Genomic DNA, 17177 nt, shown 5'->3' on the forward strand with positions numbered 1-17177 from the left:
AGAGATAAATTAGAGCTTGGCTGTGAAACAGTAATACTCTAATTTGCAACTGTAAGTATTATTACACGCAAATTTTATACATAAATTAAAATATCCATAAAGCACACACTAAGTTTTTGTAAACCACTTAAAATATTTTTTGTAAGAAGATAAATCATACCTAACGGTACTTAAACATTTTTGAGGCAGAAACAAGGCTCAAACCTATACAGGGTAAGGAAGATACGCTGAAGGCTCAAAAATGCCCCAAACCCATATATATACAGAAACCAGGTCAATCGAGGTCAAAGCTTTTGCGTATATACGTTTGATAGTTTTTTTTGGAACTAGTTTTTGTCTCAGCCCCACTAATTTTGTGCATTATTAAGATTAGTATTTCACTATCAATAAATATTAATCTTGATTAGATATATAACCGGCTTTCAGTACATTGCTAATCTTACTGATGAGCGTCGATGGATTCTCCAATTTTTTGGTGCGCCTTGCCGAAAATATTATCTCCTTACCTGATGCACCTGCGGAATGTGGGTTTTATTTGCTTATTTTGTTACTTAATACTTTTTTCCTAGTTAAAATTAGGCGTTACTATTTGAAACGCCTAATTTTTGTTAAGTGATTTCTTCTTAAGCTATCTCAAAACCATAATCAAAATGTTTGCTGATGTTATCGAAAGCCAAGTCTATGAAACCGTCATTAGAACCACTCAAGGTTCGACCATCTACTCCCCAAGGATTACGAACTATAATCCTCCTCTCACCATTAGCATTGCTATAGACATTTGTTACTGAATAGGCATGATAACCTACAATGTAGTCCGTACTATTGGGTGTTATTCTAGCTATAGCTATAGCTTTACCACTTGCTAAAGCAGTGTCAATAGCAGAATATGTAGTAGCAACATTCCCATGAAAGGGATCTATATAAGTGCTATTTTTGCCTGTAATTGATGTCAAATGACGATAAAAACTACCTCCATTGCCAATTACATTATAGCCAGGAGTATTAGTTGCCCACTCTCGCCATTGGGCATACGCTTTTTCTACTAAAGCCACCCAAATAACACCATTATTAGTTTTAGCAGCTATGTTAGTAGGAATACGTCGGTCAACAGTCACATATTGTGCTTCACCATTACTGTAAAAACGCATGGTGTATGTGTTATCACCATTATCTGTAATCATATTATTGATTGCTGAACTGGAAGTATTGCCAGAGTCATTAGACTGACGGCCAAAAGTTGCACCCAATACAGCTAGAAACGTACAATTGCCTAACCTGCCTTGGTCAATATGACCAATGCGTGCTTCGTTAGCAGTGCCATAAAGAGTACCTTTTACAACAGTGTATGTAAGATTTTTACCATTAAACACAGGTGTGGGTGCTACTGTGCCTAAGAACCAACGACCGACTAAACTCGACTCAAAATTAGTAGCACTCATATCTACAGATGCACCATTAGCAACCTGTGTGGAAAGCCATTTCACAGGGTCTTGCATACTAAAACGATTGCTAGCACCCACCAATGTTCTGAGGTCTTTTACTTCATCAGCATTTACCTTAGAATCATCTTGTACATTTCTGAAGATATCCAGCATATCCTGACGGCTTAAGTTACCGTCAGAGGCTAAGTTGCGGGTTAATGTAATGAGTTGTTGGTCGAGAAGATTTTGGCTGAACCAATCTTGAATAGTAGCCGATGTTGTTGTGGTTGGTGTGGTCGTTACGGTAAACGTCTGGTTGACTGTATTACTAGCAGCACCCATCTTGTCGTAAGCTATGCCTTGGAGAGTATAAGTGCCAACTGCCAGATTCAAGCTGCTTAAAGACAAACTGTAGCTGAAACCTGCCTTATTTGCATTGCTAGAATCGACAGTAAATTTGGTCACATCAGCCACATTTATCCAACTTCCGTCTGCTTTTTGAATGCGGAAGTCTACTTTAGAAATGTCGCTCACACCGTTGTTGTCCGATACCCAAGCACTGTTGATACTGAGGGTGTCTGTTGGTTTAAGGCTGGTGTTGTTCAGCTTAAAATCTAGTGCAGTTGGGGCAAAATTTTCAAATACCTTGAGATTGTAATTAGTATTGCCACTTTGTGAATAGACTCTAATGAAATAATTGCCAGCATCTAGAGTTGTGCGGATTGATTCGCTACTGCTTCCAGTTCTGTAAGCACCAGTAACAACTTCACCGCCATCAAAAAAGCCATTGCTGTTGGAGTCTCTGATGATCTGTACATCTGCATTAGCACTCAGACCATCAACAACGAGATTCAGGTTACCACGAGCAGACAAACTGAAACTGTAGAAATCGTTGAGGTTTGTTGAATCCACCCTATCTGCAAAAGTCTGGGTATTTGCAGATAAAGTTATTTTCTTCGCATTAGTTAATGTGAGTCCAGGATTCTCAATCGTCAGACCTAATCGTACTGTATTACTAGCACCACCTGTCTTGTCATAAGCTATGCCTTGGAGAGTATAAGTGCCAGCAGCTAAATTCAAGCTGTTGAGAGACAAACTATGGCTGAAACTTGCCTTATTTGTATTGTTAGGATCGACAGTAAATTTAGTAGCATCAGCTACATCTATCCAACTTCCGTTTGCTCTTTGTATACGGAAATCTACTCTGGAGAGGTCACTAACACCGTTTCTATCTGATACCCAACCACTGTTGATATTGAGTGTATCTGTTGCTTTGAGGCTGCTGTCATTCAGCGTAAACTCTAGTGCAGTTGGGGCGAAATTTTCAAATACCTTGAGATTGTAGTTAGTATTGCCAGTGTTGGAATAGACTCTGATGAAATAATTGCCAGCATCTAGAGTCCTGCGAATTGATTCACTACTGCTTCCAGTCTTGTTAGAACTATTGAGTACTTCGCCGCTATCAACTAGACCATTGCTGTTAGTATCTCTAATTAACTGCAAATCTGCATTAGCGCTCAAACCATCAACAGCAATATTAAGACTACTACGAGCGGACAGACTGAAACTATAAAAATCATTAGGATCTGTCGAATCCACACGGTATGCGAAAGTCTGGATATTAGAGGATACAGTAAGCTTTCTAGCAGTAGTTAATGTGTTACCTGCATTATCAAGAGTCATAAGCTATGCCTGATTATACCTGGTTTAAAAAATGTCGCCATGAGTTTTCGTAGGGACACAAAGCATTGCATCCTTACATTTTGTTGAATTGATATGTTGTAAAAACTTTCTGATTTGTTATTTATTTGCCATTTAAGACAATTTGATAAAAGACACCCTGATGAATATTTAAAAATTCAATTCCAAGCAATAGTTATATAGAGTGCAACTTAATGTTGCTTTCAAATATTCATGTTTAGCTAGGGTGCATTTACCCAATATAAACTCAATGTAAAATTACAGTAGAAACACTGAATTTAAGAATAAATATGTAATCAAGTTAAAATAAATATTTTTGTGTAAAGAATAATTACTTATTACAGATAAGTCGCTTTTTATGCGTGAAGTTTTAGCTGTTTGTAACATAGGGAAACCTTAGCCGAGTAGTAGTAGACGGGAACTTAGTTAGCAGCAAAAAAGACTTGAATAAACTATCCAAGTCTTTTCTTTCGATATTCAGGGGAAATATTAAAAAATATTTCAGGGATATAATAACACCAAACGCGGATAATCTAGGTTTTAATGTCTTTTGGGGTAATCTTTTGCCAGAATAAATAAAAAACCTCTATTTTTCAGAGGTTTTTTGTGTCTAAGGCTTAAGGACTCAATTAACAACCCTGATCTTGTCTCATACCAATTTAATTAATGATTGCTACACATCCTTGGGTGAAGAAGACGCGATGAATCGCGTCTCTACAGATGGTTTATTTGTCGCATTCTTTTTTTTATTGGTATCACCTTCTGGCATCCTTATCCTAGAGGTGGATAGGGAAAGATAGAGTCTAGGGGTAATTGCCCATTAAACTGATTGCAAAGATTGTTGAGCTTCCAGAGCGATCGCTTCTACTTCATCATTAACCAAAGTCTCTAAAATAGATTTAGCTTCTGCACCACCCAAACGAGCTAGGGCTTGTGTGACTCGATAACGAATTTGCCAATCGGAACTGCTGGCGTAGGGAACTAACAGAGGGACTGCTTGCAAATCTCCCAACTCACCCAGAGAACTAATAGCAGCAGTTTGGACTAACTCCACCTCTGAAGATAGTGCTTCTTTGAGTAGTTCAAACGATCGCGGATCTCCCAATTCTCCCAATGCAGCAATAATGCTAAATTGCACCAACCATTCAGGAGTATTGTGATATAGCTGTTGTAGGTCTTCAAAAGCAGCGTGTAATTTCAACGCACCCAAACAATCTGCGGCGGCTGCTTGCACATCAGCTTCCGGATCACTTAATAAACCACGCAATATATCTAACGATAAATCCAAATCCTGAGCGCCAAGGGTATCGAACTGACTTACTGCTGAGTACCTGACACGGGAATTACTATCAGTAACAGCAACTTGTACTAATTCAAAAGCGATCGCTTTATCTAATTCCCGGATGTGATTTACCGCGCGCAAGCGATCGCCCAAATCTTCTGAACTGAGTGCTTCTCTTACAGACTCAGGAGTAATACTCATTTAATTATCCTAATTTACAAAGGGTTTTAAAAAACTTATTAGTCCATAGTCAATAGTCCAAAGTAAAAAACTGTTGACTGTTGACTAACTAGTAGCCATTGCTCGGATAATATCACCACGGGTGAGGATACCAATCACCTGACCCTCATCATCTAATACTGGTAGACGGTGAACGTTGCGATCGTGCATCAATTGAGCAGCTTGTTTCACAGACTTTTCAGGGGAAACGGTAACAGGATTTTTACTCATCACTTCGCCCACAGTCTGTCCTAAAGCCTTATGCAAATCGCGTTCATAAACAGCAGGATTCTGTAAATATATGACACTATCTAAAAACATGATGTACGCAGGAGGAGTTACACCAGTTTCTTGCCACATCAAATCAGTCTCTGAGATAATGCCCAACAATTTACCGTCATTATCCACAACAGGTAAACCACTGATGCGTCGTTCTGCCAGAATCTTGATAGCTTCTTGTAGCGGCGTTTCTGGCTTGACAACAACTGGGTTGTGACTCATTACATCGGCAACGGTTTTAGGCATTGGTTTACTGACACTCTTTTCCAAAGTCTCTGGGATTATTGTAGAAAATTCAGGTACTCTACTGAATTTGGTTAATAGATTGTTACGGTAATGGACAGTTAACAGTCATCAGTCATCAGTCATCAGTCAACCGTCAACAGTCCTCATCTCCCCCACTCTCTTCAATGCAGCGATAATTTCGCTATTCGCCTCAGGAAATGTAAAATCTTCTAGCTCATCTACAGTTACCCAGCGAACTTCGTCGCATTCTAGAGGCTGAGGAATACCTTTCAGTAAGCGACAATGATGCACTGTCAAAGTAACACGCAAGTGAGTATAAGTGTGATCAATAGTTATGAGACATTCACCCACTTCAATAAATATCCCTAGTTCTTCATAAATCTCTCGTTGAATACATTGTTCTACGGTTTCCCCTGGTTCGATTTTCCCGCCAGGAAATTCCCACAAACCCCCCATCACGCCCCCTGGACGACGGCGGTCAATTAATATTTGCTGCTGGTCGTTCCAAATGACAGCAACACCGATAATTTTGTGTGGTGGAGTAGTGGTTGTATTCATATTGTTTGGTAATGGAGAGATTGGGGAGTGGGGGAGGTGACAATTGACGACTGATGACAGTTAACAGTTAACAGACAACCGACAACTGACAACTGACCAACAACAAAACTCGGCAGATTTGGTGGATCTCTACCGAGTTCTTACTTAACGCGATGTGCAACTTATTTTTGAAACCCCTCTCCAAACCTCTCCCCGTTGGCGTTAGCCTGCCGTTAGGCAAGCGGAGAGAGGCTTTGAATCTTGCGCCCCTTCCCTGTCTCCGACACGCTGCGCGAACGCAGGGAAGGGTGTGGGGGTTAGGTTTGAGAGAAAGTTGCACACGGCGTTACTTATTAAAAATATAACTTAAATACTGTTCATATATTGTCGCCAGTAGTGTTAGGACATCAATAGATAATACAACCTAGACATAACAAGACTTTTAACGCAGTCCCCAGTCCCCAGCCCCCGGTACCCAGTCCCCAGTACCCAGCTATAATTTGCCTGTTTGTGGTTGACCCTACGAATGAAGTGAGTTCGCGCCAGCTTATCGTAGGGAACAGGGAATTTATCCTTGTGTATTTAATTAAGCACTGAGGTGCTGACTACAAACTAGACAAGCTTATTCAGCTTCGTTGTGGTTACTCTCACTTCCTTGTAAGACTGTTTCAAAGCTCATTCTCTGTTCAGCGTTCCGCAAGAAGTAGCCGCTAATCATTGCTGAGGCTAGCAATCGTCCTAAATGTTCGCGGCTAGTAGTGATGGTGACTCCAAAATGTTCTGGAGGTAGATTGCCCAATAATCCGATGATATTGCGCTCCATTACCTGAAAAACTTCTGGTGATGTGGGTTTAGAAAGTTGGGTAACGGTTTCTGGACTTAATGACTTAACATACTGCCACAGCAGATTGGCTGTTTCTGAGTCGCTATTAAAAAATTCGGAAACTCGGTTAGATTGATTACTCACTTTTTCCTCCTGCAATAATACTGGTGGGTGTGATGATAATGGCTTTAAATAGATGATTGATATATGTCTGTTATCTGACTGCTTTAACCATTTGGTGTTCCTGTCAAATAATGTAACAAACTCATTCATACATTAAAGTGGGTGTAACCGTACCATAAGCAGGGGATTTTCTCACCTGTTAGTCCATAGTAAAAAGTCAGCAGTCAGATGTAAACAGAGGATTTACATCTCACTACTGACCACTGTACAGACGCGATTCATCGCGTCTCTGACTAACTGGCTAAATACTCACCCATATTGGCTTTAGACTTACGCAGTTTGGTAAGCGCTTCTCGTTCGATTTGTCTAACTCGTTCGCGGCTGATGTTAAGTATTTCGCCGATTCTTGCTAGAGTTAGGGCTTGCCCATCGATTAAGCCAAAGCGGAGTGTGATTACTTCTTTCTGCTGGGGCGTTAATTGCTCCATCAGTACCTCTAGGTCGTTGGATAGGGAAGATTGCATGACAAAATCTTCCGGAGAAGCGCCTGGATCTTCCAACATTTCTCCTAGTTCGGTGTCGTAATTGTCTCCTAAGCGTAAATCTAAGGATAAGGGGAGACGGGCTTTTTCTAAATATTCCCTAACTTGTTTGGGTGTGAGTTCTAATTCGTTGGCTAATTCACCGGCTGTAGGCGCACGTCCCAATCTCTGGGAGAGCTGACGCTGGGCTTTTTTAATTTTGTTCAGCTTCTCGGTGATATGGATGGGTAGGCGGATAGTACGTGCTTTTTCAGCGATCGCCCGCGTGATGGCTTGACGTATCCACCAATAGGCGTAGGTAGAAAATCTATACCCCTTGGTGGGGTCAAATTTCTCTACACCTCGTTGCATTCCAATACTGCCTTCTTGGATGAGGTCTAATAAATCGACGTTACGTTTAATATATTTTTTGGCAACGGATACCACTAGCCGCAAGTTGGCTTCTACCATTTTGCGCTTGGCTATTTCGCCATCGGCGATCGCTTCCAGCAAATCTGCTGGGTTGAGATTGGCCGCTTTTGCCCACTCTTCTACGCTTGGTTCACGCCCTGACTGGGTTGCCAATTCCTCTCGCATTTCTTGCAACGTTGTGGAACGCTGTACCTGCTTACCATAACGAATTTCTTCTTCATGACTTAACAGTGGTACACGTCCTATCTCACGCAGGTAAGTCCGCACGAGGTCTGTGGCTGTTGGAGCGGTCTTCATGGCGCTACTCTTTGGTGATGATGTTTCTGTTGGTAGGGTCATTAACTGAATAGATGCTCTTTGCCGTTGCTACCCAGTTAACCTGGGATGTTGTTTGATCGTTTAGGGTTTATACATCCGATAATGTCGGCTGTTATAGGAGTTTCAATAGGTCTTTAACTGCTAGACGTTACAGTTATTCCGTATTTCGCACAACTATCTTTAGTTAGATAAAAGGTGTCGGAAATAACATTTTTGCGTTGAACCTTGTATTAACAATTGTAACATTTATGAGAAAAAATGGTTAATTTGGAGACTAAAAACTTTATAAACTCAGCAAATTGTAGCTTTTGTTACCTAAAATTAAAAAGAATTACAGTTTCGCTCATTCATAATTCGACAACACCTTGAGATTAAGATTTGGTTATGGAAAATTTTTAGCAATAGCAATTGCTATCAACAGCTTTCTAGCAGATTGTTCAGGGACTGAGTAGGATCGTTTAACTCTTGACAGAAGGCTTTTTCAAGACACAAAAGAATATCCTGTTGCTATTTGTCTAGCTTTCTAGAAGTATATTCGATTAGCTTTTTCGCAGAGAATTACTATTGCCTCATATTTGTTAAAATATCTCAATGAAAACAATAATTATTTTTCTATAATAATTACTTAATTTTTCTTGTAAATACTGCTTAATGCAGATTTCGGATCTTGGGGATTGGGGACTGGCGAAAGTTAGGAATTGGGGCAGGGGGCAGGGAGAAAGTTTTTGATGAAGTACCTAACCCCCCCAACCCCCTTCCCTACGTTCGCGCAGCGTGTCGTTCGCGTTAGCGTTGCGTAGCAAAGACAGGGAAGGGGGAGCCAAACTCACCTCTCCTTGTAGGAGTGGGGGGAGAGGTTCTTTCAAGATTACTGAATTGGTGTTCTAGAAGTTCGGGCAATACTCTTGGATGGTTTTTACGTCCAAGGTGGTATTCTGCATGGAACGGATGGCCGCGACAGTTGCTTTAGCCCCAGCGATAGTTGTAATGATGGGGATTTTATAAGCTAGACCTGTCCGGCGGATTAATCTGGCATCGGTTTGTGCTTCTTCTCCAGAAGGTGTGTTAATAATCAGTTGGATTTTTTGGTTTTTGATGGCATCAATAACGTGGGGACGGCCTTCATGAAGTTTCAAGACTAATTCCACATTCAAGCCGTTTTCTAACAAAACTCGACGCGTACCAAAGGTAGCCATTACTTTAAAGCCTAAGTCGATAAATTCCCTAACTACGGGTACGGCGGCGGATTTATCGCGATCGCTCATCGATACAAAGACGGTTCCTGTTAGTGGCAGACGTTCTCCAGCACCTAATTCTGCTTTGGCGAAGGCGCGACCAAAGTCGCTGTCGATTCCCATAACTTCGCCAGTGGAACGCATCTCCGGGCCTAATATTGTATCAGTTCCTGGGAATTTATTAAAGGGTAATACAGCTTCTTTAACGGCAATGTGATTAGGGATAACTTCTTGGGTAAAGTTTAACTCTTCCAAGGTTTTTCCCGACATAATCAAGGATGCCAATTTTGCGAGAGGTACGCCAGTAGCTTTAGACACAAAAGGTACGGTACGAGAGGCGCGGGGATTGGCTTCCAAAATATACACTTGGGGTGAATAAGAGCTAGCACCAATGACGGCGAACTGAATATTCATCAATCCAACCACAGAAAGCTCTTGTGCTAGTTGTACTGTCCAAGTACGGATTTGATTGAGAACGGCTGGTGGTAGGGAAATAGAAGGCAAAGAACAGGCGGAATCCCCTGAGTGAATCCCTGCTTGTTCGATGTGTTCCATAATACCACCAATTACGACTCTTCCTGTATGGTCGGCGATCGCATCCACATCGACTTCAATGGCATTTTCCAGGAACTTGTCAATTAAAATTGGGTGTTCTGGTTCCACCTGCACCGCAAAGGTCATGTACCGTTCCAATTCTGTATCGGAGTAGACAATTTCCATTGCCCTACCACCCAAGACGTAGCTGGGACGCACAACCACCGGGTAGCCAATACGCTTGGCAACAATCAGTGCATCTTCGTAACTCCGGGCAATTCCGTTTGGTGGTTGGGAAATATTCAACTTTTGGAGGATTTTCTCAAATCTTTCCCGGTCTTCGGCGCTATCGATTGAGTCGGGGGAAGTACCCCAAATCTTTGTGGGGATTGGCGAAGAATCAGTTCCCAACCGTTGTAGATATTCTTGCAACGGCAATGCTAATTTCAAAGGTGTTTGTCCACCAAACTGGACGATGATACCTACGGGGTTCTCAGCTTCGATGATGTTGAGGACATCTTCTTTGGTTAATGGCTCGAAGTAGAGGCGATCGCTGGTGTCATAATCGGTGGATACTGTTTCTGGGTTGGAGTTGACCATGATTGTTTCGTATCCAGCCCCTTTCAGTGCATAGGCGGCGTGACAACAACAATAGTCAAACTCGATTCCCTGACCGATGCGGTTGGGGCCACCGCCCAAAATCATCACTTTGGGTTTGCTAGCGGGGATAACTTCGGTTTCTTCTTCGTAGGTGGAGTAGTAATAGGGTGTAAACGCTTCAAACTCAGCCGCGCAGGTATCGACGGTTTTGTAAACGGGGGTAACTCCTAGTTCTTTGCGGTAGGCGCGGACTTCATCCTCGGTGGTTTTGGTAGCAAAGGCAATTTGGCGATCGCTAAATCCATCCCGTTTAACTGCATACATCTGTTCTTGTGTCAATTGTTTCAGAGGTGTGCGTTTGAGGAATTTTTCCACCTCTAACAGTTGCTGCATTTTATCTAGGAACCAAGGGTCAATGGCGGTGAGTTCATATATTTCTTCTGGACTCATACCTAGTTGCAACGCATGACGCACAGCAAAAATCCGGTCTGGGTTTGGTGTCCGCAGTTGGGCGCGAATTTGTTCACCACTAGGTAATTTTTCGGTTTTGTCGCAACCCCAACCAGCCCGGCCTGTTTCTAGAGAACGCAAAGCTTTTTGGAAGGATTCGTTAAAAGTCCGACCGATAGCCATTGCTTCCCCGACGGATTTCATTTGGGTAGTCAAGACTGGTTCGGAACCGGGGAATTTCTCAAAGGCGAAGCGGGGAACTTTGGTAACAACGTAATCAATCGTCGGTTCAAAAGATGCGGGGGTTTTCTTGGTGATGTCGTTTCTAATTTCATCCAAGGTGTAGCCCACAGCCAACTTAGCAGCCATCTTGGCAATAGGGAAGCCGGTAGCTTTGGAAGATAAAGCTGAACTGCGGGAAACACGAGGGTTCATTTCAATAACAACCACATCCCCAGTGACTGGATTCACCGCAAACTGGATATTAGAACCGCCCGTTTCTACGCCAATCTCACGGATGATTTTAATCGCCATGTCCCGCAGGCGTTGGTATTCCTTATCGGTGAGGGTTTGGGCGGGGGCGACGGTAATTGAATCGCCGGTGTGGATACCCATCGGGTCGATATTTTCGATGGAACAGATAATCACAACGTTATCTGCAAGGTCGCGCATCACTTCCAACTCATATTCTTTCCAGCCGAGTAGGGACTGGTCGATGAGAATTTGGGAAACGGGACTGGCATCTATCCCGACTTGGGCCATTTCCTCAAATTCTTCTTGGTTGTACGCAATACCACCACCCGTACCACCCATAGTAAAAGCTGGGCGAATAATTAAAGGATAAGTGCCGATGCGACGGGCGATCGCTTTAGCTTCGTCTAAAGATGAGGCTGTACCACTGGGGCAAACTTTTACCCCAATTTTATCCATCGCTTCATTGAATAGTTTTCGGTCTTCGGCTTTCTCAATTGCCGGCAACTTAGCACCGATTAATTCAACGTTATACTGATCCAGTACGCCATTTTTTGCTAAAGCAACGGCAATATTCAAGGCGGTTTGTCCACCCATTGTGGGTAGTAAAGCGTCTGGACGCTCTCTAGCAATAACTTTTTCTACTAATTCCGGTGTTAGTGGTTCAATGTAAGTGCGATCGGCTGTTTCCGGATCGGTCATGATGGTCGCAGGATTGGAATTCACCAGCACTACTTCATAACCTTCTTCTCGCAGTGCTTTACAAGCTTGAGTCCCGGAGTAATCAAACTCACAGGCTTGTCCGATCACAATTGGGCCAGATCCCAATAATAATATCTTCTGGATGTCTTGACGGCGGGGCATAGTCGTTGGGTTGGAGTACGAGAATACAAATCCTGATTATTTTAAGGGTCTTTCCCCCTATTCATGTTGTTTATTATCAAGTTTTCTAGGTTTGATAACACAATAGCTGCCAGCTAGTACAACAAGGCAAAAGTCAAAACGATCATATCTCTATATAGTGCGCTGGTTAACCATTTCAAAGCGTCTGTGTCTTTTTGCACTCATTGCACTGAGTGATGTATTCATTCTTTGGTAGTATCCCAATACTAACCCTTTAGGAGAAACATAAATTTCATCCGTGTCGTCAGTATTTGAATTTTTCAATTTACTTTGCTTAAAAGTAGTGATACTTTACCCTACATATCACATAGGTAAAAAACTTCCATCATTCCCAGGTCACGTATTTATAACGTAAATTATATGAATACAATAGACCCCAACCTACTGACCATTTTCTGAATTGCATCGTATTTAATTCAACAAAGACAAATAACTTTTCAAAATCTGCCAGTTCGGTAGGGTGAGTAATGCCTAGCAAAACTATAATACCGGGTAACGTCAACTCTACAAATCAAAAAAAAATGGCAGATAAGTATCAACACTCTCTGCCATTTCTGATATTTTTTTAATATCCGTTTTTGCTAAGGATACTTCCTATCTATCGTAGAATCAACTACCTTTAGGTTAAGTAAAGGTTAATTTTGAGCAGGCTGAACAAATCCTAAGGTTAAGCTATCTTTAGCTAAGAAGTGAGCTAAATGATAAGCTCTTTCTTCGGTTTTTAACAGAATTTTTTCGTAGAGGTAACGTGTACCGCGATCGCCTAAACTTTCAGCCTGAGCCGCTTGGCGACGAATAACGTTGATAATTGCCTGTTCTGCTGCTAGGTCATTTTCTACCATCTTACGGGAAGAATATACGCCATCAGATTCTTGTTCAAAACAGGTTAATTCTGCTAACTTGCTGAAAGAAGCAGCCGGTACGCCACCCAATCCATTCAAGCGTTCGCCAATTTCATGAACGTGGTCTTGCACTTCATTGTAGCTGGAGTTAAAAAACTCATGCAGTGAGTAAAATTCTGCACCTTCAACTACGAAATGATGTTTTTGGTATTGCAAATAAAGTGCTTGAAAGCTAGCTAGAAGAACATTTAGTCCTTCTGTGACTGGAGCAGTTACACTCCGATCCAGTAGCACTGGATTGTCGTATACCTGACCAAAATTTTGTAACAAAGTTTGTGTATCAGCCATTGTTCTCCTCGCTTTTGGGCAGTTATATTTGCTAACTGCTTAGTTACTACATATTAACATCTACAAAATGAAAGCAAGCCTAATCAATACCACAAATTTCTGATTTTTCTGTTATCAAAATGCCAATTTTTAGCTTTTAGTATAGTGAATTTATACTCATTATTTAACGTTTAGTTACTACTCTTATTGCAATAATTTCTAAACATTACTTTGCTATCTCAGAGTCGCTCCGCCTTGCTAGTAGAGGAAAGAGGTCTGATTCATCAAAGATTGGCTACAAACTAGAAATAAAACAGAAAAATTGTCATTTCCTAGACATCACACTCTACTTGTAAATAATGGTGTTCTCAGGAAAAATTATCAGAAAATTTCCCTCACAAGGTATAGAAGGGTTTTCATTCCATAGGAAAGCGACCTGATGAATAAGAGAAAGTTTTCAATAAAAATGAGCAGCGTATAGTGCTTGGTGCGATCGCACTAGTAGCATAACCGGACTAAACTAGTACATTAAGATAGGATAAAACCCTGACAACACAAGGCTTTTAAGTCTGTTAACAGTCAACAGCCAACAGCCATATCAGGGTATTGGGTTACGCAAAGCCTCTACCCAACCTAAATTTTAGGCTTGTCACACCACTGCTTTTACATCTCACCATCATTCTGGTAATTCGTCTAAAATTTTTCTTGCTATCCCTGCCCAATGTTCATCTTTATACTCAACGTATATTTCTAAAGCTGTCTGCAAATTTAGCCTCGCCTCTACATAGTCTTTCTGCGCTTCTGCTAATGTTCCTAAGCCATGATAAGTGCTGGCTTGGCTATAGCGATCGCCAAATTCGATTTTGATATCTAACGCTTGTTGATAATAGGTTTTGGCTTGTTCCCATTCCCTTAATTCTTGGGCTACCCTTCCCAATTCGTGGTAAGTGCTGGCTTGGCTATAGCGATCGCCATATTCGATTTTGATATTTAACGCTTGTTCATAATAGATTATGGCTTGTTCCCATTCCCTTAATTCCTGGGCTACCATTCCCAACTGGTGGTAAGTCCTGGCTTGGTTATAGCGATCGCCATATTCACCCCAGACATCCAAAGCTTGTTGATAATAGGTTTTGGCTTGTTCCCATTCCCGTAAATTTTGGGCAACTCTTCCCAACTCGTGGTAAGTGCTGGCTTGGTTATAGCGATCGCCATATTCGATAGTAATATCCAAAGCTTGTTGATAATAGGTTTTGGCTTGTTCCCATTCCCTTAATTCTTTGGCGACTCCTCCCAACTGGTGGTAAGTGCTGGCTTGGTTATAGCGATCGCCAAATTCACCCCAGATATCCAAAGCTTGTTGATAATAGGTTTTGGCTTGTTCCCATTCCCTTAATTCTTGGACTACTACTCCCAAATTGTGGTGAGTGCTGGCTCGGTTATAGCGATCGCCAAATTCACCCCAGATATCCAAAGCTTGTTGATAATAGGTTTTGGCTTGTTCCCATTCCCTTAATTCTTGGACTACTACTCCCAACTGGTGGTAAGTGCTGGCTTGCTTATAGTGATCGCCAAATTCGATTTTGATATTTAACGCTTGTTCATAATAGATTATGGCTTGTTCCCATTCCCTTAATTCTTTGGCGACTCCTCCCAACTGGTGGTAAGTGCTGGCTTGGTTATAGCGATCGCCAAATTCACCCCAGATATCCAAAGCTTGTTGATAATAGGTTTTGGCTTGTTCCCATTCCCGTAAATTTTGGGCTAACATCCCCAAGTTGTGGTAGATGTTTGCTTGGTTATAGCGATCGCCTATCTCTTGTGCAATCTCTAAACACTGCTGATAAAACGTAGCCGCTTGTGAAAATTGTCTCAAATCTAAATAAGCATTACCTAGTTTAAATAAAGCATTAGTTTCACTATGGTGATTCTCTAGCCGTTTAGCAATTAGTAATGATTTCTCATAATACTTGATTGCTAGATTAAATTGCCTTTGTTGAGAGTAGGTATCGCCTAAAGTGTTAATAACTTCTGCTTGAAATAACCCATCTTGTAAATTTTCAGCAATTCTTTCTGCTTCTTCTAAATATTCCCTAGCTTTTTCTGGTTTTATATGACTTAAATAAGCCTGTCCAAGTTGATGTAAAATGTTACTGTAGCTGCGGATATTCCCATCTGTTACCTGTTGTCCAGTTGGTTTTTCTTCCATTAACAAGCGGTGTAATAAATCGATGCGTTCTTGCTTTTCCGGTGGATCTAGCCTGTCTACTATCTCGCTATTTTCAACCTGATTAAGAGCATTTTCTTTCGTTATTACTGGTGTTTTAAAACGAAATATTCCCGAACGCCAAGCCCAAAAATCTGGGGCGAATTTAGCTAGGCGAGTGATAGCATAATCTGGCAGAATAAATAATATGGGATGAGGGACAGTTCTTTTATACGCGTCCCGCACAAAGTTTAAGTCTTGTAATACTGGGGGATATTCACCGAACACCCCAATGGCGTTTTCTAAACCTCTGACAATCAAGACTAACTTTTTATTAGATTGTAATTCAATCCCAGGTAATCTTTTAATAATTTCATCTCGCAGAAACCGCAGATTAGCATCGACACATTTAAGAATAAAAAATTGAATATTCTCACAATCTGGGTTATTTTGTAACGCCGCAATTAATAAATCTACATCGGGAGGAAAGTTAACTTCCACCAAACCAAGAGTAAACTTTTCTGCAAAGTCGATAAAAGTCACTAACTCAGCAAAAGCTTCTTGATTTAGGCTGATAAATTGCCCAATTTCTGCACTAAGATTTATCTGCGAAGGCTGCTGTGAGGGCTTTTTGGAAGAACTCATTTTGTTTTACCACGGGATTGGGGTAATTCCAGCGTTTATTGCCGTTGTATTCTAAAACTGAAGTGTTAAACAGCATCAATTGACCAATTTCATCTTTGCTCACATCTTTATTGATGCACACTTGCGCTAAATAATGATAATGTTCTTCAGGGATAAACCTCTCAAATCCAAATTGCTGTTGTTTGATAGCATATTCCACATCTTCAGCCGTAATTTTTGGATGTTTTTTAGTGCTAGCAGTTTGACAAGCACTCCGCATCATCTGCATCAATTGACGGACATGACCACCACTAGCTTTAGTTAACTCTAGCAATTCTTGGCGAGAAGTAAATACAGCATCAATATCTACTCGCTTCTCAATCAAACTAGCAACCGCGTCTAGCCCAACTTGATTGTAATTTAAATGGCAGACATCACGTTCAAATTCATAAATATTCACCATTGGTACAATATGAGGATTCCCCTCAAATTGACAAAGGGGATTTTTAGGTGAACAAAGAATAGAAATTGGGACTGTATAAATAATTGTACAATGCAGTTCTTGTAGCTGTGCTGCATAATCAAAAAATAAATGGTCTGCAACCGCAGGCGGAACCCGGTCTAAATTATCAAATATAACTAATAGTCCTTTAAACTGGGGAAATTTCTTTCTGAGTTTAATGTAAGCATCACCAAGCAATAGATTAATATCTGCTTTCAGGCGCGATAAGTCCTTTTCTAATGTTTGGCGAATTGTAGTTTTCTGTTTATCAGAACCTTTAATCTGCGCCAGCAATTTCACCATTAATTTAGCGATAAATGGCGCTTGGGGCTGTAGCGTTGCTTCTCCCTCAATGCTGACAGATTTTTCTACACTCTCCTCAGTTTCTTTAGTAATTTCCTTAAACCAAGATTCAAAACTTTGTAATAGTTGTTTATCAAAGCTTAAGTCTAATTTTCTCAATTCATATTCTACTAGGACTTACGCATTGACAAAATGGCAAAAGAGTGGATTGATAAAAAGTATCATCTACTCACTAGGTATCGAACAATCAGAGAAATCAGCAAACCCTCGACAGCACA

General features: G+C 41.1%; 11 protein-coding genes. 1 reads left to right on the plus strand and 10 read right to left on the minus strand.

Annotated elements, in window-relative coordinates:
- Positions 1–623: 623 nt before the first annotated feature.
- Positions 624–3104 (minus strand): pre-peptidase C-terminal domain-containing protein, encoded by a 2481-nt coding sequence (locus H6G14_RS25310; RefSeq protein ID WP_190570736.1) that lies wholly within the window; start codon positions 3102–3104, stop codon positions 624–626.
- A 662-nt stretch (positions 3105–3766) separates the two neighbouring features.
- Here H6G14_RS25310 and H6G14_RS25315 point away from each other — a divergent pair.
- Positions 3767–3922 carry a hypothetical protein gene (locus tag H6G14_RS25315; protein ID WP_190570738.1) on the plus strand — a complete coding sequence of 52 codons (156 nt, stop codon included), beginning with the start codon at positions 3767–3769 and terminating at the stop codon, positions 3920–3922.
- Between the two features lie 20 nt (positions 3923–3942).
- Here H6G14_RS25315 and nblB read toward each other — a convergent pair whose 3' ends face one another.
- The 9 genes from nblB to H6G14_RS25360 all read right to left on the minus strand — a co-directional run bounded on the left by nblB (position 3943) and on the right by H6G14_RS25360 (position 17058).
- Positions 3943–4605, minus strand: coding sequence for a phycobilisome degradation protein NblB (gene nblB / locus H6G14_RS25320; RefSeq protein ID WP_190570740.1), 663 nt, complete (start codon positions 4603–4605; stop codon positions 3943–3945).
- An 84-nt stretch (positions 4606–4689) separates the two neighbouring features.
- Positions 4690–5148 carry a CBS domain-containing protein gene (locus tag H6G14_RS25325; RefSeq protein WP_190570742.1) on the minus strand — a complete coding sequence of 153 codons (459 nt, stop codon included), beginning with the start codon at positions 5146–5148 and terminating at the stop codon, positions 4690–4692.
- A 126-nt stretch (positions 5149–5274) separates the two neighbouring features.
- Positions 5275–5706, minus strand: a complete 432-nt coding sequence (mutT, locus tag H6G14_RS25330) for an 8-oxo-dGTP diphosphatase MutT (protein WP_190570744.1) — start codon at positions 5704–5706, stop codon at positions 5275–5277.
- 601 nt (positions 5707–6307) lie between these two features.
- Complete coding sequence (locus H6G14_RS25335) at positions 6308–6652, minus strand: DUF760 domain-containing protein (RefSeq protein ID WP_190570746.1); 345 nt, start codon at positions 6650–6652, stop codon at positions 6308–6310.
- A gap of 272 nt (positions 6653–6924) precedes the next feature.
- Entirely contained in the window at positions 6925–7881 is a 957-nt protein-coding gene (locus tag H6G14_RS25340) for an RNA polymerase sigma factor, RpoD/SigA family (RefSeq protein WP_044523203.1), read from the minus strand.
- A gap of 905 nt (positions 7882–8786) precedes the next feature.
- Positions 8787–12056: a carbamoyl-phosphate synthase large subunit gene (carB, locus tag H6G14_RS25345; protein ID WP_190570748.1), complete on the minus strand. Its 3270-nt coding sequence runs from the start codon at positions 12054–12056 to the stop codon at positions 8787–8789.
- A 674-nt stretch (positions 12057–12730) separates the two neighbouring features.
- Complete coding sequence (dpsA, locus tag H6G14_RS25350) at positions 12731–13285, minus strand: DNA starvation/stress protection protein DpsA (protein WP_010997949.1); 555 nt, start codon at positions 13283–13285, stop codon at positions 12731–12733.
- Between the two features lie 655 nt (positions 13286–13940).
- On the minus strand, positions 13941–16115 hold the full coding sequence (locus H6G14_RS25355) for a tetratricopeptide repeat protein (protein WP_199326282.1): 2175 nt from the start codon (positions 16113–16115) through the stop codon (positions 13941–13943).
- Complete coding sequence (locus tag H6G14_RS25360; RefSeq protein WP_242053550.1) at positions 16066–17058, minus strand: Lon protease family protein; 993 nt, start codon at positions 17056–17058, stop codon at positions 16066–16068. The genes H6G14_RS25355 and H6G14_RS25360 overlap by 50 nt, the downstream gene beginning before the upstream one ends.
- Positions 17059–17177 lie beyond the last annotated feature (119 nt).

It is taken from the genome of Nostoc parmelioides FACHB-3921, assembly GCF_014696625.1.
Classification (GTDB): domain Bacteria; phylum Cyanobacteriota; class Cyanobacteriia; order Cyanobacteriales; family Nostocaceae; genus Trichormus; species Trichormus parmelioides.